Here is a 19,148-nt window from a genome sequence, read left to right as displayed (position 1 = left end):
AAAACAAAGGCGCTATCCCAGCGCCTTTATTTTTTGCTCATTTCGGCTAAATATTCGTTCGCTTTGGCTAAGCTACCAAAAGCGGCAATCAGATTATTTCGGCCTTTGTCCTGAATTTCTGGATTCCCTGACTCGATCATCATCCACACCCAAGTTTGGATCAGTGGTAACGGCGGGTATTGAACTTTGGCTGAATCCAACATAAAGCATCCTTCGATCTTGATTTATTTGAGTTATCTTAGTGTTATCGCAAAACGAGTACAGAGCATATTGCTTCGCTCGCTGCTGCGGCCAGAGGTTTGCAAATCCTGCTGCTAGTGAACTTAAGTCCATGGGGCATTTTGGGTAAAACCGACAAAATAATCAACACTCCAATCCATGTTATCGCAGCCTATTTTAGCGTTCATTATTCGGATAAAACCTTGCAACTACGGCATTTCTTATCGTTAATAAGCCCTTAGTGATTTCTCCTAGGGTAAGTCGTTAGTGTGACATTTTTATATCGAGGCACTTCTATGCGTATATCTAATTAAAGATGTCTCATTACTTCAGTACCGGCAGCTGGTATAAGTGGTAATTGTGCCAAGTGACAAGTGGTTTGTCTGTCAGAAAAATCTGATTGATTTTATTAAAACTTTATCCTTTGATTCACTTTATTATTCGCCATGCTGTTACAATTGACCGACTTAGGCAAAGGTTTAGATATATGCGTCCAACACTGTACTTTGAAGGTCCCATCGATAAGCTCAATTGGCATGTGATTAAATTGCTCTGGCCCTATTTGCTTGAATATAAGGGGCGGGTGGCATTGGCTATGTCTTGCCTTATTGTTGCTAAGCTTGCTAGTGTCGGTTTGCCGTTTATTCTCAAAGATATAGTCGATACTTTAGATGTTAATAAAACAGCGCAGGCCTTGAGTGTGCCTATCGGCTTAGTATTGGCCTATGGCGCAGTACGACTGTTAACTGCCATTACGGGGGAAATTCGCGATACCTTATTTGGTCGAGTAACAGAGCGGGCTATTCGGCGTTTAGGCCTTGCGGTGTTTGATCACCTACATCGCCTCGATTTGGATTTTCACTTAGAGCGACGCACGGGCGGTTTATCGCGAGACATTGAACGTGGCACCAGTGGCGTGAGCTTTTTGATGCGTTTTATGGTGTTTAACATAGTGCCGACGCTGTTAGAAATTGCTATGGTCATTGGCATTTTCTTTTTTAATTATGGACTTGCCTTTGCTGCGATCACTTTTACCTCCGTGATGGCCTACATTTGGTTTTCGGTCATTGCTACCGAGTGGCGTACCGAATATGTGCGCGATGCCGCCAAGGCCGACTCCCTCTCTAATACCCGCGCTATCGACAGCCTGCTGAATTATGAAACCGTGAAGTATTTTAATAACGAGAAATATGAATCGGATAGATACGATCAGGCCCTAGAACAATGGGAAGTCGCTAAGCGTAAGAATCGTTTATCGCTTTTTGCCCTCAACGGCGGGCAGGCGCTGATTATTGCCTTAGCGATGACGGCGATGATGGCGTTAGCGGCTTATAAAGTGACCAACAATGAAATGACCATAGGTGACTTTGTGCTGATCAATGCTTTTATGATGCAGCTCTTTATGCCGCTAAACTTCTTGGGATTTGTCTACCGTGAGATCCGTGGCGCTTTAGCCAATATCGAGCGGATGTTCAGTTTGCTGGATAAACACCCTAGTATTATAGATAAACCCGATGCATTAGATTTTCACCCTTCCCGTGGCGAGCTCAGTTTTGAGCAGGTCAGTTTTAACTATGATGACAGACCCATACTGCGTAATGTTAGTTTTAAAGTTGCAGCGGGTAAAAAGGTCGCTGTGGTTGGGGATAGCGGTGCGGGAAAATCCACATTAATCAAACTATTGTTCCGCTTTTACGATGTAGAGCAAGGACGTATTTTGATTGATGGGCACGACATTCGCCAGTTAACACAAGATGCGCTTCGCAGAGCGATTGCGATAGTGCCACAAGATACAGTGTTATTTAATGATTCTTTAGTTGAGAACATTCGTTATGGTCGCCCTGATGCGAGTGATGACGAAGTGCGCGATGCTATTAAACTCGCTCATTTAGAAGATTTTATTGCTTCACTTTCACAGGGTTGGGATACCAAAGTGGGTGAGCGGGGATTAAAACTTTCAGGTGGCGAGAAACAACGAGTTGCGATTGCTCGCGCGATCTTAAAAGGATCGCCAGTGTTAGTATTTGATGAGGCGACTTCATCCCTCGATAGTCGCTCCGAGCAGGCTATTTTAACGGCCCTTCGCGAGGTGGCCAAAGGACACACCAGCTTAGTGGTTGCACATCGATTATCGACTATTGTTGATGCTGATCAGATTGTTGTTTTAAGCAAAGGCGAAATTGTTGAGCAGGGACATCATACAGCATTATTAGCCCAGGACGGCCTTTACGCTAAGTTGTGGCGGATACAAAATGAACAACAACAGCTCTTGGTGTAATTATCAAAAGCGTTTGCTGTAAGTCTAATAGCGTTGCGACAATTCAGTTTTTATTCAGCTAAGGCTCTCTATACTCGAATCCAAGCAAATAATCATAAGAGGTGCTTGGCATGGAAAATATGGCATTAAGAGTCAATATTGAAGGCAGAGAAGAGAAAGTCAGCACAGACTGGTTTGCGATTATGGCAACGCTTCAAAAGCGCGGTGTAGATTATGATTCGCTACAACGAATTCATGCTGAGCTCAATGCAGGTCTGAAAGTGACAACAAGACGGTTAACGCTGGCCAAACTGAATCTAGATATGGGACTGGCTGGGATTATTCGTGGAACGAATGAATATAACGCTGATATTCATGGTGTTTGTTAAGCAGAATCACGAGAGAAATAATAGGATATATAAAATTATATCCCCTTGGGTTTTCCAGCCTTCCAACCTTCACACAGCAGATTGAATTTATTGGTCGAGTCGTCAATTCGTTTCAGACGAATGACTTGACCTTCACGAAAACACAACAGCTCGCCTTCGATCTCTGTTAAGCGATTACAGCTCTTACAGCTTGTGCTGGCAGTTTTGCTGTCAGACATTTGGCTTACAAAGCTAGATTTCACAGTGTTTCCTTAACAATAAATATGAAATGATTTAATTCAATGCGTGTATCACGGATTTTACTCCTTTTGTGATACACATTCAAATTAGTTATTGCTGAATTAACTTTAGATGAAAGTCGTATGTTATGCACTGGAAATTTATTAATTATTGATTGATATGGGAATAATATTTATCCAGTGAAACCGACAAGCCACTTTCAAGAACAATCCGTACATGGGAAGGTTTGAGCTGCCTTGGTTCTGTTACCCCACATGCATGGGCTATTAGCGCCAAGTCGTGGTGTAGATTATGGTTATAATTGGCAACTCGGTTAGATTTATCTTTTGGATCAAGTCCTTGCTGAAGTTTTTTATTGTGTGTGGTAATTCCAGTGGGACAAGTGTCCTTGTTGCATTGCAATGCTTGAATACAGCCTAAGGCGAACATATTCCCACGGGCTGAGGCGATAAAGTCGGCGCCTAAGGCGAGTGCCCAAGCGACCCGTGAAGGGACAATGAGTTTACCTGAGGCGATCACTTTGATACGTTTACGCAGTCCACGTTGAATCAATACATTAACCAAAATAGGTAGACTTTCTTTTAGCGGTAGGCCAACACAATCCATTAAAGGTTGCGGCGCGGCACCTGTTCCACCATCGGCGCTATCTAAGGTGAAAAAGTCTGGAGCAGATGCTTCTCCACGACGTTCAATTTCATCGCAAAAATCTTCAAGCCATGTTACGTCGCCGAGTACGGCTTTTATTCCTGTGGGTTTACCCGTTACTTCGCGCACTCTGGCAATCATATCCAGAATATCGCCAACATTTTTAAACTCGATATGACCGTTGGGACTGATGGAATCTTGTCCCTGTGGAATACCGCGAATATGGGCGATTTCCTCTGTCACTTTTACGCCAGGTAGGATGCCACCTTTACCGGGTTTTGCACCTTGACTCATTTTGATTTCAAACATTTTGACTTGAGGGTGCGCTGCAATTGTTTTGAGTTTGTTATCGTCTAAATGGCCGTGCTCGTTACGAACGCCATATTTGGCGGTGCCGATTTGAAAGACTAAATCACAGCCGCCCTTTAAATGATAAGGGCTTAAACCGCCTTCACCTGTATTTAACCAACAACCTGCCTGCGCTGCACCATGGGATAAGGCTGTTATAGCGGGGCGGGACAGAGCGCCAAAGCTCATGGCAGAGATGTGGCAAATGGTATTAGTGGTGTAAGGTTCGCGGCAATCGGCGCCAATAGTTAGCGGATGAATGGGTGTAATGTCCTCATCTTGGGTCGGAAAGGCGGTATTCATAAACATAATCGTACCAGTCGTGTCCAAGGGCCGGGTCGAGCCAAATGCTATCGTTCTATCGACATTTTTAGCCGCTCTATATACCCAGCTTCGTTCTGCGCGGTTAAAGGGGAGTTCTTCCCTGTCCTGGGCAAAAAAGTATTGTCTGAAAAATTCACCTTGTTTCTCAAATAAATATCTAAAACGACCAATCACAGGATAGTTATGGCGTACTGCCTGTTTGGTTTGCAATTTGTCAGCAAAGTACATGTAGACAATGGCTAGAGCGCCAAAACCGATAATGATTAAAAACAGCCCAGATAAGAGATCTAGTCCCCACATAAACCAATTCAATTCGTGCATCTTGTTATCCTCTATTCATTGCCGTAGCGGGTGGAGATCAAGCTGGCAGGTTGTCCATCATTAATGGAAAGTAAAAACAACTGGCTGTAATCATCTTCACTGATGTTGGTAATTTCAGGGCCACCGAGAGCCTTGATGATAAGTGGCACGGTGTTGGAGTGCCCTGCAATTAAGCTGTTACCTTTAACCGCATGTACTTGTTCAACAATATGTTGGATATGGGTTTCGAGAGGTTTTTTTGCCTCGAGCACAGTAATCGGTAAATGCCGCTCCGTTGAAATCGGTAATAAGGTTTGCTGAGTCCTTTGATATTGGGTCGCAATCAGCTGCGAAATGGGGGTACGTTTTAAGGCGCTGATAAGCGCCTGAGCACGTATATTGCCACTGGCTGAAAGGGGAGGATCGCCTGCGGGCTCATCAGCTTTTTCTGCATGTCTTACGAGAATGATTAATCGATTATCGGCAATAGCTTGATTGATCGGACTAAGTCCAATGCTGGCGAAGAATAGCAGACTTATCAGTAATGATTGTATTAGCGTTCCTGAATTGAAACCGATTCTTCGATTATGCCGCAAAAAACCATGTAAATATTGGGCGATTGCCATGCCTTATATCCTTATTTTATGGGCGAGTATTAAGAGGGGGTTAGGATGGTATTGAACAAACAAACCTATTCTCTATTTGTATCATTGCATTAAGTATGAATGGTACTGCAATTTATAAAACTGCTAAAGTTGCTCAAATTTTGGTCGATAATTAAGTCTCCCCAAGTTGAGTGGAATAGCATCATGGAAATCAATAACCCTGCACAGGTACAGAGCACTTCTTCGACCCACAGTAAATATGCTGAAAACGCGGCAAATAGTGATAAGACGAAAAATGTGGATGCCACCTCTAAACAGACGGCGCAGCAAACCAGTAAGCAGTTAATGAATCAAGCGATTCTATCGGCGCAGGAAGATGTAAGCCTAAAGTCGGGTGATCAATCTATGACCTTGCTTTATCGCGCAGCAATCGAAGCGATAAACAAAGAGTTAGCTCCTTCTATGGGCGAGAACGCGATTCAAAACGCCTATGATAACGGTGTCGATACGTCCCCCGAGGCCACTGCCGATCGTATTGTGAGTTTCGCGACGCAATTTTTTAGTGTTCATCAGCAGCAAAATTCGAATATGAGTTTTGACGAACAGCTCGACAGCTTTATGACCATCATTGGTGGCGCTATCGATAATGGCTTTAAAGAGGCGAGGGATATTTTATCTGGTCTTAAAGTGCTGCAGGGCGATATTGCCGATGGTGTGGATAAAACCTATGGGCTTGTCCAAGAAGGATTACAGGCCTTTAGGGACAGTTTTAATAAAAAATCAAATGAGACTCAAGCGACTAACACTTAATTTAATCTTGCATATCTTAACTCTTAAGCCCCTTACAATAAGGGGTTTTTGTTGTGTGAATAACCGTCTATGCTAGGAGCCTATTTAACGTTTTGCTTGAGGGCGAGTTATGTGGACTAGGGGACGCGTTATTGAACGTATTGATTGGAACGACAAGTTATTTTCACTGCGGATAGCGGCCGAGTTAGCTCCCTTTATTCCCGGTCAATTTATTAAACTCAGTCAACTGCAAGATGATAAGCGTATCGCTAGAGCTTATTCCCTTGTTAATTCTCCCGATAAACCCTATGCCGAGATTTTGGCTGTTGCTGTAGAGGATGGCCAGTTATCCCCACAATTACAGAATCTTACCATCGGTGATGAAATAGAAATCACTCCAACTGCAACGGGTTTTATGACCTTAGATGAGATCCCAAAGGGAGAATTACAAGGTCGGCATTTATGGTTTTTAGCCACAGGTACGGCCATCGGGCCATTCTTATCCATGCTGGATACCGCCGAACCTTGGCAGCGTTTTGAGAAGATCGTACTTGTCTATGGCGTGCGCGAAGCTAAAGATTTAGCCTACCTCGATAAACTAAAGGCTTATTCGATGCAATATCCAGATCAGTTTATCCTGTGTTTAACTGTGACCCGTGAAAAGCTTGATGACGCATTGCAATGTCGTATCCCCGATGGCTTAGTCTCGGGTGAAATCGAGCGAAAAGTCGGATTAACCTTAAGTGCGGCGGATTCCCAGGTGATGATTTGCGGTAATCCTGGGATGATTAGTGGCGCCCAAGCGGCATTGCTTGATAAGGGGCTCTCGAAAAATTTACGCCGTGCTCCTGGGCAAATTACCGTAGAAAAATATTGGTAATAATGCGAGTGTTTAGTATCCGTTACCAAAGTATTCGTTGCTTTATAGTTGTCATTTAGAAGGATTTTTTGATGAAGTTGCTCTGCTCCCTTGCGTCACCCTATGCTCGCTGTGTTCGTAGCTTAATCCATTATTTAGGGATTAAAGATATTGAAGAAGTCCTCGTTAATCCAATGGAAAATACGGCACAGTTGCTTGATGTAAATCCGTTAGGTCAAATTCCCTGTCTGATCACGAATGATGGCGTGCCTATTTTCGATAGCGAAGTGATTATGCGTTATCTGGACGCAGAATTAGGTTCACAGGAAATGTTTGGCGGTCAACCTTATAACTGGGTATTGCAGTGCCAGTACTCGATGATCAAGGGATTGATCGACAGCGCGGTGAAGTTGCGCCAAGAGCAAATGCGTGAAGATGAGGGGGTGAGATCAGCTTTTTGGACATCACGTTTTGAGCAGGCTCTGCTGCGTGGGTTGATGCAGATGGAGCATCAGAGCGTGATTACTCAAGCAACCATACAAGCGCCACAGTTAGCGTTAATCTGTTTGTTGGATTATGTGGATTTCAGACACCCTGAACTCGATTGGCGTAAAGTTGCTCCAGCGACTGCGATCTGGTTTAGCGAAATGCGTGATTTACCTGCGTTTGTAGATACTCGCCCACAATAAATATTGTCAATGGTCGGTTAAGCGCCGGCCTTTAGGCTTATCTCGGCGATTATGTTCACCAAATGCGCCGAAGAGCTCTTTAGTCATGCCGTAGTCAACTCGGCGATCGTTACCAGCTTGGCGCCTATCGTCATAGTGTTTATAGTGGCACTGACATTGGCTTTGGGTGCAGCCTTTCATTGGAATTTCAGGCGCTTCTTTTGACAGGAAGCGTTTTCCTTTAATTGCATCGACCTGTTTGCAGCAATTAGCTTCGTTTTCAATACTCACGCAGTGGAAGGCATTCAATATCGTCGTTCCGTGCTTTGCTCGTTTTGCCAAACTCGTGGTTTTGGCAAACGACTTGTGCTGCTTTTGACTATTTTGGTAGGTCATAAATATCGCTAGTCCAAGAATGGTAATGAAGAGTAGTAGCATGCTAAACATAATACCTCCCAACTATTTTTAAAAATTAAGATTCAGTTTAGTTTGGTTTGAGATAATTCGCCTTTTTATATCTTAATTTCATTAAAAACAAAAAGTTATACTAACTATTGCTCTCCTCCAGTCGATCAATTACTCTTGCGAAACTGATAACTATTATCATTTTTAGTCTAAGAACGACTCACGTTTGACGTCATCATTTTGAGGAGAAATCGCGAATGAAATGGGTAACTTGTGCCGCTTTAATTGGGTTGATATCGGTTGCACAGTCTGCACATGCGGATGAAAAATTAACGGTTTATTCCTATCGTCAAGCGTTTTTGATTGAGCCCATCTTGAAGCGCTTTACTGAAGAAACAGGCATTGGCGTGAATGTGGTGTTTGCCAAAGACGGGATTGCCGAACGTATTGCCCGTGAAGGTCGATTATCGCCCGCCGATCTAGTGTTAACTTCAGATTTTTCTCGTTTGGTCGAATTAGTCGAAAAAGATCTGACTTCTCCCGTGAAAAGTGAGCAGCTCAATAGCAATATTCCCGCGCAATACCGCGATCCGGATGGGCAATGGTATGCCTTGACGATGCGTGTTCGTAACCTCTATACGGCAAAAGATCGCTTAGGCCCACAAGCGATTAGTTATGAAGAACTCGCCGATCCTAAATACAAAGGTAAGATTTGTACTCGCAGCGGTAAGCATCCTTACAACATCGCCTTGGTGGCTTCGATGATTGCTCATCACGGTGAGGCGGACACGAAAACGTGGCTACAGGGCGTGAAAACTAACTTAGCCCGCAAGCCTCAAGGTAACGATCGCGGACAGGTTCAAGCGGTAAAAGAAGGCCTATGTGATATCGCGATTGGTAACAGCTACTACTATGGCAATATGCTGCAAGATCCAGAGCAAAAGAGCTGGGCTGAAGCCGTAGTGATTAATTTCCCTAATCAGGCTGACCGCGGTGCCCATGTCAACGTTTCAGGTATGGTGCTCACTCGCCACGCGCCGAATAAAGACAATGCTATCAAGTTGATGGAATTCCTCTCTGGCGATGTGGCGCAAAAAGCCTATGCCGAAGTGAATATGGAATATCCAGTAAAAGCGGATGTTGCACCTTCAACCTTAGTGGCCTCTTGGGGCGAGTTTAAATCTGATAAGTTGCCGATTTTCAAGTTGGCGGAATACCACCAAGCGGCGGTGAAATTGTTAGATGAAGTTCAGTTTGACCTCTAGTTAGGCAGTTAAATCGATAAGTGCGCCTTGATTGGCGCACTTGCTTTAAAGGAGCCACATGATTTTAGGATTAGCCAGAAGCTGGTCGCTTACTGGTTATGCCATAGCTGTGCTACTGGTGTTACCCCTCGTTGCGTTACTTCTTCAAGCGGCTCAGCCCGATGAGGCCGTTTTTGGTCATCTACTTTCTACTGTATTACCGACATACATCACTAATAGCTTATGGTTGATCCTGTGGGTGAGCATTGGCTCACTCTTGCTGGCGTTGCCCTGCGCTTGGTTAATGGCGCGCTGTGAATTTGTCGGTAGACGGTATTTGCAATGGGCTTTGTTATTGCCCTTAGCCATGCCAGCCTACATTGTTGCCTACGTGTATACGGATTTATTTGATTACGCCGGCCCAGTACAAAGGAGTTTGCGCGCGCTCTTTGGTTGGAGCTCTCCGCAGGATTACTTTTTCCCTGATATTCGCACCTTAGGTGGTGCAGCGTGTGTGTTATCGCTGGTGTTATTTCCCTATATTTATCTGTTAGCGCGTACCGCGTTTATGGAGCAATCCTTAAGCTTGGCGCATGCATCAAGGATCATGGGCTGCTCGCCGTGGCAGAGTTTTTGGCGCTTATCTTTGCCAATGGCAAGGCCCGCTTTGGCCGTGGGTGTGGCATTAGTGGCGATGGAAACCGCAGCGGATTTTGCAACGGTTAACTATTTTGCCGTGCCAACCTTAACGACAGCCGTATATGACACTTGGTTGGGCTATGGCAATTTAACCGCCGCGGCAAAGCTCTCGGCCATTATCCTGCTCGTGGTGTTTAGCTTGATTGGCGTTGAGCGTTTTGCCCGCCGTAAGCAGCAGTTATTCCAAAAACAGTCCCGCATTCAAGTGAGCGATTTATATCGGCTCTCACCGATGCAAACCCTGTTTGCCCTCGGTTATTGCATCACCTTGTTACTGCTGGCCTTTGTGCTGCCAAGCGGAATTTTACTCTCCTACGCTATCGGTTATTTTGAGCAGAGCTGGGATCCGATTTTCTGGCAATTGAGCGTGAATAGTTTGAGTCTCGCACTCATTACTAGCCTAGTGTGCTGCGCGATTGCATTGATATTGATGTTTATTCGCCGTGTGAGCCCAAGGACGAGTGATGCATTGCCATCGCGCTTGGCTTCAACTGGCTATGCTTTACCCGGAACGGTACTTGCCATTGGTGTATTGGTGCCATTAACCCTGCTCGATTTTGCGATTAACGACGTCGCCGATTGGTTGGGGATGGCAGGCCCTGGGCTCTTGCTCACTGGCAGTACGGCTGCGCTGGTTTTTGCTTTTTGTGTGCGCTTTGTGGCCATTGCGATTGGCAGTGTTGAGACTAGCTATAAACGCATCTCGCCCTCATTAGACATGGTGAGTCTAACACTTGGGCAAAGCCCTCGACGTTTGCTCCAAAGAGTGCATCTGCCGCTGCTCACTAAGGGATTATTTGCCGGGGCGCTGCTGGTGTTTATCGAAAGTATGAAAGAATTACCGGCGGCATTGTTGCTGCGTCCCATAGGTTTTGAGAATCTCGCCACCTATGTCTTCCAGTTTGTCTCAGACGAAAAGCTTGAATATGGCGCCTTGCCCGCCATTGTGATTGTGCTCGTGGGTTTAGTCCCGCTGATTTATTTAAACCGTTCTTTGGAGCAAGATAGCCGATGACCAGTACGCTCAATCTTCATCAAGTCCATAGTGATTATCAGGGCCAACAGGTACTCAAAGGCTTAGATTTAACCCTAGCTCAGGGGGAAATCCTTGCGCTGTTAGGCCCAAGTGGCTGCGGCAAAACCACCTTGCTCAGGGCGGTGGCTGGCTTGCAGGCTATCAGCCAAGGTGAGATCCAAATTAATGGCAAGACGGTCAGCGGTGCAGGGCAGTTTGTGCCGAGTGAGCAACGGGGGATAGGGATGATCTTCCAAGACTATGCCTTGTTCCCCCATTTGACCGTTGCCGAGAATATTCTCTTTGGCGTAGCAAAATTAACGGCCGCGCAACGCAAGGCGCGCTTGGATGACATGCTCGCCCTAGTGAAACTCGAAGGCTTAGCCAAGCGTTATCCCCATGAGTTGTCAGGTGGTCAGCAGCAGCGGGTGTCGATTGCCCGCGCATTAGCCTATGAGCCGCAATTACTGTTACTCGACGAGCCTTTTTCGAATATCGATGCACAGGTGCGCCACAGCATGATGGCGGAGATCCGCAGCATTCTAAAGCAGCGTAATGTTAGTGCGGTTTTTGTTACCCATAGCAAAGATGAGGCCTTCGTCTTTGCCGATACCTTGGCCATTTTTAACCAAGGTGTGATAGTACAACATGGCCGAGCTGAGGACTTATATGCCGCACCAAATAGCCGCTATGTAGCTGATTTTCTGGGAAGTGGCAACTATTTACCCGCCGAGGTCGTTGATGGCCACCGTGTTGTCACTCCCATTGGTGAGCTGCGAAGCCTCACGCCCTTGTCAAAGTCTAATGCATTTAATGGCCAAGTGTTTTTGCGGCCACAGCAATTGGCGCTCAGTGCCGATGATGCGGGCGTAGGGACAATTACCGAGCGGCGCTTCCTCGGCGCATTTTGCCATTATTGGGTAAAAGTCGAGGCGGCATCCCACGCCCATTATGTCGAAGTGCGTAGCCAAATTATGCAGTTCAATGTTGGTCAGCGAGTGGGCTTAAATACTGAGCCACATTCCCTAGTGCTATTTGAGTCTTAATGCCTAGGCCACACTCGATATGCCAGTGTGTCAGCAGAAAGCATGACATTTTTGCTTACGTTTAACTTGGGTAAAAAACACCTAGATTGCTGATATTTTCAGCCTTCCTTGTTACCTTAATTCCTCCAGAGTGGGAGGAATTATGATAAAAACAATAAAATCAATTTGTACCTTAGTCACAGTGGCGACAGCAATGTCGTCATCGGGAGTGTTAGCCATGGATAGGATCACAGGTAAAGCCTTTGCGACGCGCTCAGAAGTGTATGCCACCCACGGAATGGCGGCGACCAGTCAACCGCTGGCGACACAGGTCGCGATTGATGTATTAAAACAGGGCGGCAGCGCTGTGGATGCAGCCATTGCAGCGAATGCCATGCTGGGCTTAGTCGAGCCGACTGGCTCGGGTGTTGGTGGCGATTTATTTGCCATCGTCTGGAGTGCTAAAGATAAAAAGCTCTATGGCCTTAATGCCTCCGGTCGCAGCCCCAAATCCTTAACGCTAGAGAAGCTAAAATCCCTCGGATTAGACTACTTGCCCCCTTTGGGGCCGCTACCCGTATCGGTTCCTGGTGCGGTGGATGGATGGTTCGAACTGCACGATAAGTTCGGCAAGTTACCAATGGCCGATAACTTAGCGCCAGCGATTCGTTATGCCCGCGAAGGTTTCCCTGTCTCCGAGTTGATTGCCTATTACCTTGAGGGCAGCGGTAAAAAGCTCGCTCAATTCCCCGGTTTTAAAGAAACTTATATGCCCAATGGCAAAATGCCTGCGGTGGGCGAAATCTTCAAAAATCCTGCACTGGCAAACACCTATGAGAAAATTGCTAAAGGCGGCCGCGATGCCTTTTACAAGGGGGACATTGCCAAAAGTATTGATAAATACATCAAGGCTCAAGGTGGCTATTTAAGTTATGAAGACTTAGCCAGCCATACCAGTGACTGGATTGAACCCGTATCGGTCAACTACCGTGGTTACGATGTGTGGGAGTTACCGCCAAATGGGCAGGGGATTGCCGCGCTACAGATCTTAAAAACCATGGAACCCTTCGATGTCGCCGCCATGGGCTTTAATAGTCCCGAATATGTGCACTTATTTGTAGAGGCCAAAAAACTCGCTTTTGCCGATCGCGCGAAATTCTATGCCGATATGGCCTTTAACAAGGTGCCTGTAAAAGAGTTGATCTCGCAGCAGTATAATTACGATCGCGCCAAGTTAATTGATTTAAACAAGGCGGCTAAGAGTGTCGATGCGGGCAATCCTGCGCTGCAACATGGGGATACTGTGTATCTCACTACCGCGGATAAAGACGGCAACATGGTGTCGCTGATCCAGAGTAACTACCGCGGCATGGGCTCAGGTATGACGCCGCCGGATCTCGGCTTTGTGCTGCAAGATCGCGGGCAGATGTTCGATCTCACCGAAGGTCGATTTAACACCTATGCGCCGGGTAAGCGGCCCTTCCATACCATTATTCCCGCCTTTGTGACCAAAGACGGTAAACCTTGGCTCAGTTTTGGGGTGATGGGCGGAGCGACGCAGCCGCAAATGCATGCGCAGATTATTATCAATCTGATTGATTTTAAAATGAACTTGCAAGAAGCGGGTGATGCCCCCAGAATTTTACACTCAGGTTCGACTGAGCCTACGGGGGAGATAATGAATGACGGTGGCTATGTGAGCCTTGAATCAGGCTTCCCCGTCGAAACTCGCCGTGAGCTGATGAAGAAAGGCCATGTGCTTCGCGATGTTCTCGGTGATTTCGGTGGCTATCAAGCCATTGGCTTTAATGCTGAAACTGGCGTTTACCGCGGTGCATCCGAAAGTCGAAAGGATGGTTATGCCGCAGGATATTAACGCATCACTCGTTTTGCTCTACTGAAGCGAATGCAGGATAGTCAACATTGACGAGGCGTAATGGCCTCGTCAATTTTTATATTTCAGCCTCAAAAGGCCTTTACATCACAAAGACGGACAAACTGTGCGTTACTTAATGTCATTTTCAGGTAAAGTTGCGGATAATATTGCCGAAAATGAATCGACAACAGGGTGATAACCAGATGGATATTCAAAATATGCCGCGTGAACAGTTAGGTGTGTGTGCAGAGGGAAACTTACATAGCGTCTATTTGATGTTTAATGCGAGCGACAACGATAACGTTGAATCGCAATTGCGTCCCTGTATTGCCAACGTTGCGCAGTATATTTATGAGTTGACGGATCAGTATTCCGACAGTGCATTCAATGGTTTTGTGGCCATAGGCGCCAACTATTGGGACAGTCTCTATCCCGATGCTCGCCCCGAAATGCTTAAGCCTTTCCCGGCGATGCAGGCGGGTAACCGCGAGGCGCCTGCGATCGAATACGATCTGTTTGTGCATCTTCGTTGCGATCGTTACGACATTTTGCATTTAGTCGCCAACGAAATCAGCCAAATGTTCGAAGACTTAGTCGAGCTAGTGGAAGAAGAGCGCGGCTTTAGATTTATGGATAGTCGCGACTTAACGGGCTTTGTCGATGGCACCGAAAACCCGAAAGGGCGTCATCGCCAAGAGGTTGCCTTGGTTGGGGATGAAGACCCTGAATTTAAGGGCGGCAGCTATATTCACGTACAAAAGTACGCCCACAACTTGAGTAAGTGGCATAGATTACCGCTTAAAAAGCAAGAAGATATTATCGGTCGTACCAAGCAAGACAACATCGAATACGAGTCGGAAGATAAGCCATTAACCAGCCATATCAAGCGGGTAAACCTCAAGGATGAAAACGGCAAGTCCATCGAGATTTTGCGCCAGAGCATGCCTTACGGCTCGCTCAAAGAACAAGGCTTGATGTTTATTTCAACCTGCCGCACGCCGGATCACTTCGAGAAGATGCTCCATAGCATGGTGTTTGGTGATGGTGCGGGTAATCATGATCACTTGATGCACTTCACCAGTGCGTTAACTGGCTCGTCGTTTTTCGCCCCAAGCTTAGATTTTTTGATGCAATTCGATAATTAACCCTTCGCAAATCGCGACTAAACGCACTGAGCCTTAAAGCCTCAGTGCGTTTTTGTTTGTGGGCTTAACTCGCCGCTGTCCACTTATTGATATCGAGTTGCCATTGCTGAGCGGTAAAATCGATAAAGGCGCGTACTAGCGCTTGTTGGTAACTGCGAGATAAGTACACGGCCCACAGGGTTTGCCCAGGCGCCGTGTATTCTGGGAGCACTTCTTGCAGTTGACCGCTGGCCAGATATTGATTAGCTAAGTCACAGGGCAAGTAGGCAATGCCATGCCCACGCAATGCGGCGCTGACCAGCACTCCCATTTCATTGGCCATCAGATTCCCCATAGGTTTTATCAGCTCACTCTGTTGCTCCTTGAGTAGCTGCCAATGTTGCTGCGAACTATGGATAAGGCAATTATGGCTGAGCAGATCGTTAGGGACGGTTAACGGCTCGGCTTGAGACAAGTAACTGGGCGCGGCGCACAGCACAGCATCTATGCTCATCAATTTACGGGCAATCAAATTCTCATCGGGCTGCTCGGTATAGCGCAGTGCCACGTCCACCCGCTCATCCACTAATTGAGCAAAACTATCCGACATTAACAGCTGAATATTGACCTTAGGGTGCAATTTTATAAAGCGATCGACCACATCAAACAGACTGTGCTGCCCAAGTCCGACGGGTGTGGCAATACGAATACTGCCGACTAATTCAGTGTTATGACTATGGGCGCGGCTTTCCATTGCGGCGACTTCACTCAGCACCCGTTGACAATATTGCAGGGCTTCTTCACCCTGCAAGGTCAGGCTAACGCTGCGGGTGGTGCGGTGTAGCAGGCGTAAACTGAGCCACTGCTCAATTTCTTGAATATGGCGAGAAACCTGTAAACGACTGAGATCGAGGTGTTCTGCGGCCTTAGTAAAGCTGCCACAGTTGGCCACTTCGATAAAGCTACGCATGGCGGCGATTTTATCCATATATAATTACACCCATTAGTATCTCAATCTGAAACAATCCTGCTCATTTATCGATATTTATCACGCTAAGTATCGCAAGTAAACTGGTCTCAATTTAAATCAGCAGTGAGACTTATCAAATGAAAATTGCAGTATTAGGTGCATCGGGTTGGATTGGCGGAACCATTTTAAATGAAGCCTTAAGCCGTGGTCATGACGTCGTCGCCTTAGTGCGTGACCCAAGCAAGCTTGGTGAAACGGCGGCAGAAGTGCGTAGTGTTGACCTGACTCAGCCATTAACCGCTGAAACCTTTGCAGGCGTGGATGTGTTAATTGCTTCAGTGGGCGGCCGCGCCGAGCAGAATCACGGCTTAGTGGCGAAAACAGTTAATAATCTATTAGCCGTATTGCCACAGGCTAAAGTGCCACGTTTATTGTGGGTTGGTGGGGCAGGTAGTCTAGAAGTGGCACCGGGAGTAACTTTGGTTTCAAGCCCAGATTTCCCGCCTGCCTATAAGGATGAAGCTCTGGCTCAAGGTGAAGCATTAAAGGCATTTCGCGCCGCCAACACCACTGTTAACTGGACTTTTGTCAGCCCAGCGGCAGAGATCTACCCTGGTGCAAGCGAAGGCTCTTACCGTTTAGGTGGCGATAGCTTCTTTACCGATGCAAATGGCCGTAGCCGGATTTCGGTGAGTGATTACGCCAAAGCCATGCTCGATGAAGCAGAAAAAGCGGCGCATCCCAATCAAAGGATCAGTGTGGCTTACTAAAGCTGAGGAGATTCGGCTAAATACTGTAACGTAAGCGGGACACAAGCCCTGAAATTAGGGTAATGCTGGACTGAAAAGCGTACAGTGGAAATAGAACAGGTCAGCAAGCTGACCTGTTTTTTTATTCTGCGTAGTTGAATAAAGATTTGATGGTTTCCAAGGTATCGGCGATATCTTGAATGCTAGATGGACAAATAAAGATCGTATCGTCACCCGCAATGGTTCCCAAAATCCCTTCAGGTTTACCGATGGAGTCTAACAAACGAGCAATTAATTGTGCGGCGCCTGGGCTAGTGCGGACAACAATCATCGCTTGGTTATGGTCAACATCGAGTACTAAATTCTTTAACGGGCTGCCCGCAGTGGGCACGCCTAATTCGGCAGGTAAGCAATAAACCATCTCCTGCTTAGCGTTGCGAGTGCGCACGGCACCGAACTTGCTGAGCATACGAGACACTTTAGATTGGTTTATATTAGTAAAGCCTTCTGCTTGTAAGGCGGTGACGATTTCACTCTGGGAGCCAAAGCGCTCCTCTTTTAAAATCGCCTTAAAAATTCTAACAAGGTCATCCTGATTCTTGGTCGTTTGCATAGTCTTATTCTTTATTCAAAAAAACAGGCTTATTCTGAATAGTTTTGGTTAAACTGTCAACAAATAACCATAATGACTGAATAAAAATGCAATTAACTCACTTCGTGCTAATTCATTTATAAATGTATTTGTTGAACTAGAGTAAATATTCAACATTGCAACGCGCTGTTTTAGTAAATCTTTGAATCAACGACTAAGGGATAATTGAAATTAGCGTGACATTCCAGTAATGTGACGCCAACGCAAAATAGATCCATGTCACAATATCCGAGAAATAACGGAGATAACTATGAAAGTTGCTGTACTTGGTGCTGCTGGTGGTATCGGCCAGGCTCTTGCCCTACTGTTAAAAACTCAATTACCTGCGGGTTCTCAACTGTCTCTATACGATATCGCACCGGTAACTCCGGGTGTTGCGGTTGACTTGAGCCATATCCCAACTGCGGTTGAAATCAAAGGTTTTGCTGGTGAAGATCCAACGCCTGCCCTCGTGGGTGCTGACGTTGTGCTTATCTCTGCTGGTGTTGCACGTAAGCCTGGTATGGATCGTTCAGATCTGTTCAATATCAACGCAGGTATCGTTCGCAACCTGATCGAGAAAGTGGCTGTTACTTGCCCTAAAGCGCTCGTGGGTATTATCACTAACCCAGTAAACACTACAGTTGCTATTGCTGCTGAAGTGCTGAAAAAAGCAGGTGTTTACGATAAGAACCGTTTATTCGGCGTGACCACTCTGGACGTTATCCGTTCTGAGACTTTCATCGCTGAATTAAAAGGCTTAAACGTTGCTGACGTTAAAATCAACGTGATCGGCGGCCACAGTGGCGTGACTATTCTGCCATTACTGTCTCAAGTTGAAGGCGTGACTTTCTCTGATGAAGAAGTGGCTTCTTTAACTAAACGTATCCAAAACGCGGGTACTGAAGTGGTTGAAGCTAAAGCCGGTGGCGGCAGCGCGACGCTGTCTATGGGTCAAGCGGCATGCCGTTTCGGTATGTCTCTGGTTCGTGGTCTGCAAGGCGAAGCTAACATCGTTGAATGTGCTTACGTTGACGGCGGCAGCGAGCACGCTGAATTCTTCGCTCAACCAGTATTGTTAGGCAAAAACGGTATCGAAAAAGTACTGCCTTACGGTGAAGTGAGCGCATTCGAAGCTAACGCCCGTGATTCTATGTTAGATACACTGAAAGGCGATATCAAACTAGGCGTTGATTTCGTTAAGTAATTCTTCTGAATTATGAGAAAACGGAGCCGAATGGCTCCGTTTTTTTATGCTTTAAACTTTGTTCTCTAAACTGGGGTTCTTAATCTTGAGTCTCGCTATTTAGGGAGTTGGCATTGGCTGTCACAGCGGGCTTTACCCATCAGTAGATAGGAAATACGGTATCTGTGCTTGGCGAATCTCAGATAGCACCAATCCGCAATAGGTTTGATAAGCGGTAAGCGTAGCACTTGTACCCAAGGGCGAGTGCCTGTTAGCGCCCATGCTTTGCAGGTGACATCGAGCCCGAGCAGCACTTGGCCGGAGGCGGTTTCGCCATGGAGAATGGTATTGGCGTAGTCTTTATCGATATAGCTGAATCTTGAGCTGAAATTGTCAGCATTAAGATCCACCAGTTCAATTCTATCGTCGGGATCGCGCGCTTTGAGTTGACGCATTTCGGCGCTACATAAAGGGCAATTGCCATCGAAAAAAATCCGCAGTTCCATTAGGTCTACCTCTTACTGTGTGTCCCTGAGTATACGCAGTTGTTAGGCATTTAGATCGACATGTTTACGGTTTTA

Annotated in this window: 20 protein-coding genes; 12 read left to right on the top strand and 8 right to left on the bottom strand. The window is 46.3% G+C overall.

Going from position 1 to position 19,148, the window contains the following annotated elements; genetic code table 11:
• Positions 1 to 26 precede the first annotated feature (26 nt).
• Positions 27 to 203, bottom strand: coding sequence for a hypothetical protein (locus HG547_RS16195; RefSeq protein WP_011624090.1), 177 nt, complete (start codon positions 201 to 203; stop codon positions 27 to 29).
• Between the two features lie 503 nt (positions 204 to 706).
• Here HG547_RS16195 and HG547_RS16190 point away from each other — a divergent pair.
• Together HG547_RS16190 and HG547_RS16185 are read left to right on the top strand one after the other, a co-directional pair.
• Positions 707 to 2,497 (top strand): ABC transporter ATP-binding protein/permease, encoded by a 1,791-nt coding sequence (locus HG547_RS16190; protein WP_037414298.1) that lies wholly within the window; start codon positions 707 to 709, stop codon positions 2,495 to 2,497.
• Between the two features lie 110 nt (positions 2,498 to 2,607).
• Entirely contained in the window at positions 2,608 to 2,865 is a 258-nt protein-coding gene (locus tag HG547_RS16185; protein WP_037414299.1) for a hypothetical protein, read from the top strand.
• 35 nt (positions 2,866 to 2,900) lie between these two features.
• Here the strand turns inward: HG547_RS16185 and HG547_RS16180 are convergent, their stop codons facing one another.
• From HG547_RS16180 to HG547_RS16170, 3 genes are all read right to left on the bottom strand, one after another.
• Positions 2,901 to 3,107 carry a hypothetical protein gene (locus HG547_RS16180; protein ID WP_037414301.1) on the bottom strand — a complete coding sequence of 69 codons (207 nt, stop codon included), beginning with the start codon at positions 3,105 to 3,107 and terminating at the stop codon, positions 2,901 to 2,903.
• A 145-nt stretch (positions 3,108 to 3,252) separates the two neighbouring features.
• Positions 3,253 to 4,743 carry an FMN-binding glutamate synthase family protein gene (locus tag HG547_RS16175; RefSeq protein ID WP_047538818.1) on the bottom strand — a complete coding sequence of 497 codons (1,491 nt, stop codon included), beginning with the start codon at positions 4,741 to 4,743 and terminating at the stop codon, positions 3,253 to 3,255.
• Between the two features lie 11 nt (positions 4,744 to 4,754).
• Positions 4,755 to 5,348 (bottom strand): histidine phosphatase family protein, encoded by a 594-nt coding sequence (locus tag HG547_RS16170; protein ID WP_069453575.1) that lies wholly within the window; start codon positions 5,346 to 5,348, stop codon positions 4,755 to 4,757.
• A 183-nt stretch (positions 5,349 to 5,531) separates the two neighbouring features.
• Between HG547_RS16170 and HG547_RS16165 the strand changes: the two genes are divergently transcribed.
• From HG547_RS16165 to HG547_RS16155, 3 genes are all read left to right on the top strand, one after another.
• Positions 5,532 to 6,137, top strand: a complete 606-nt coding sequence (locus HG547_RS16165) for a DUF5610 domain-containing protein (protein ID WP_169548393.1) — start codon at positions 5,532 to 5,534, stop codon at positions 6,135 to 6,137.
• Positions 6,138 to 6,246: 109 nt separating this feature from the next.
• The gene (locus tag HG547_RS16160) at positions 6,247 to 6,996 is read left to right on the top strand and encodes a ferredoxin--NADP reductase (protein WP_144345375.1); all 750 of its coding nucleotides are present in this window, start codon (positions 6,247 to 6,249) and stop codon (positions 6,994 to 6,996) included.
• Positions 6,997 to 7,067: 71 nt separating this feature from the next.
• The gene (locus HG547_RS16155; protein ID WP_169548392.1) at positions 7,068 to 7,664 is read left to right on the top strand and encodes a glutathione S-transferase N-terminal domain-containing protein; all 597 of its coding nucleotides are present in this window, start codon (positions 7,068 to 7,070) and stop codon (positions 7,662 to 7,664) included.
• Between the two features lie 6 nt (positions 7,665 to 7,670).
• On the opposite strand, the gene HG547_RS16150 is transcribed toward HG547_RS16155, so the two are convergent.
• Entirely contained in the window at positions 7,671 to 8,090 is a 420-nt protein-coding gene (locus tag HG547_RS16150; RefSeq protein ID WP_047538809.1) for a hypothetical protein, read from the bottom strand.
• 215 nt (positions 8,091 to 8,305) lie between these two features.
• Here HG547_RS16150 and HG547_RS16145 point away from each other — a divergent pair, with 215 nt between their 5' ends.
• The 5 genes from HG547_RS16145 (at position 8,306) to HG547_RS16125 (ending at position 15,052) form a co-directional block, all read left to right on the top strand.
• A complete protein-coding gene (locus HG547_RS16145) occupies positions 8,306 to 9,313 on the top strand; it encodes a Fe(3+) ABC transporter substrate-binding protein (RefSeq protein WP_037414315.1) in 1,008 nt (335 codons plus the stop codon).
• Positions 9,314 to 9,371: 58 nt separating this feature from the next.
• Complete coding sequence (locus HG547_RS16140; protein WP_169548391.1) at positions 9,372 to 11,006, top strand: iron ABC transporter permease; 1,635 nt, start codon at positions 9,372 to 9,374, stop codon at positions 11,004 to 11,006.
• Positions 11,003 to 12,052, top strand: a complete 1,050-nt coding sequence (locus HG547_RS16135) for an ABC transporter ATP-binding protein (protein WP_169548390.1) — start codon at positions 11,003 to 11,005, stop codon at positions 12,050 to 12,052. Before HG547_RS16140 ends, HG547_RS16135 begins: the two co-directional genes overlap by 4 nt.
• A 142-nt stretch (positions 12,053 to 12,194) precedes the next feature.
• Positions 12,195 to 13,907, top strand: a complete 1,713-nt coding sequence (gene ggt, locus HG547_RS16130; RefSeq protein ID WP_037428480.1) for a gamma-glutamyltransferase — start codon at positions 12,195 to 12,197, stop codon at positions 13,905 to 13,907.
• A 203-nt stretch (positions 13,908 to 14,110) separates the two neighbouring features.
• Entirely contained in the window at positions 14,111 to 15,052 is a 942-nt protein-coding gene (locus HG547_RS16125) for a Dyp-type peroxidase (RefSeq protein WP_037414323.1), read from the top strand.
• A gap of 64 nt (positions 15,053 to 15,116) precedes the next feature.
• On the opposite strand, the gene HG547_RS16120 is transcribed toward HG547_RS16125, so the two are convergent.
• Entirely contained in the window at positions 15,117 to 16,019 is a 903-nt protein-coding gene (locus HG547_RS16120) for a LysR family transcriptional regulator (protein WP_088586138.1), read from the bottom strand.
• A gap of 119 nt (positions 16,020 to 16,138) precedes the next feature.
• Here HG547_RS16120 and HG547_RS16115 point away from each other — a divergent pair, with 119 nt between their 5' ends.
• A complete protein-coding gene (locus HG547_RS16115) occupies positions 16,139 to 16,771 on the top strand; it encodes an NAD(P)-dependent oxidoreductase (protein WP_037428474.1) in 633 nt (210 codons plus the stop codon).
• Between the two features lie 121 nt (positions 16,772 to 16,892).
• Here the strand turns inward: HG547_RS16115 and argR are convergent, their stop codons facing one another.
• Complete coding sequence (gene argR, locus HG547_RS16110; protein ID WP_011071072.1) at positions 16,893 to 17,363, bottom strand: transcriptional regulator ArgR; 471 nt, start codon at positions 17,361 to 17,363, stop codon at positions 16,893 to 16,895.
• Between the two features lie 289 nt (positions 17,364 to 17,652).
• Between argR and mdh the strand changes: the two genes are divergently transcribed.
• Positions 17,653 to 18,588: a malate dehydrogenase gene (gene mdh, locus HG547_RS16105; RefSeq protein ID WP_037414331.1), complete on the top strand. Its 936-nt coding sequence runs from the start codon at positions 17,653 to 17,655 to the stop codon at positions 18,586 to 18,588.
• Positions 18,589 to 18,683: 95 nt separating this feature from the next.
• On the opposite strand, the gene HG547_RS16100 is transcribed toward mdh, so the two are convergent.
• Positions 18,684 to 19,073: a DUF393 domain-containing protein gene (locus tag HG547_RS16100; RefSeq protein ID WP_169548389.1), complete on the bottom strand. Its 390-nt coding sequence runs from the start codon at positions 19,071 to 19,073 to the stop codon at positions 18,684 to 18,686.
• Positions 19,074 to 19,148: the final 75 nt, after the last annotated feature.

Source organism: Shewanella sp. DNRA4, from assembly GCF_012843185.1.
Lineage (GTDB): Bacteria > Pseudomonadota > Gammaproteobacteria > Enterobacterales > Shewanellaceae > Shewanella > Shewanella xiamenensis.
The sequence above is the reverse complement of the archived record's forward strand: the minus strand, read 5'-3'. Positions and strand labels throughout refer to the sequence as shown.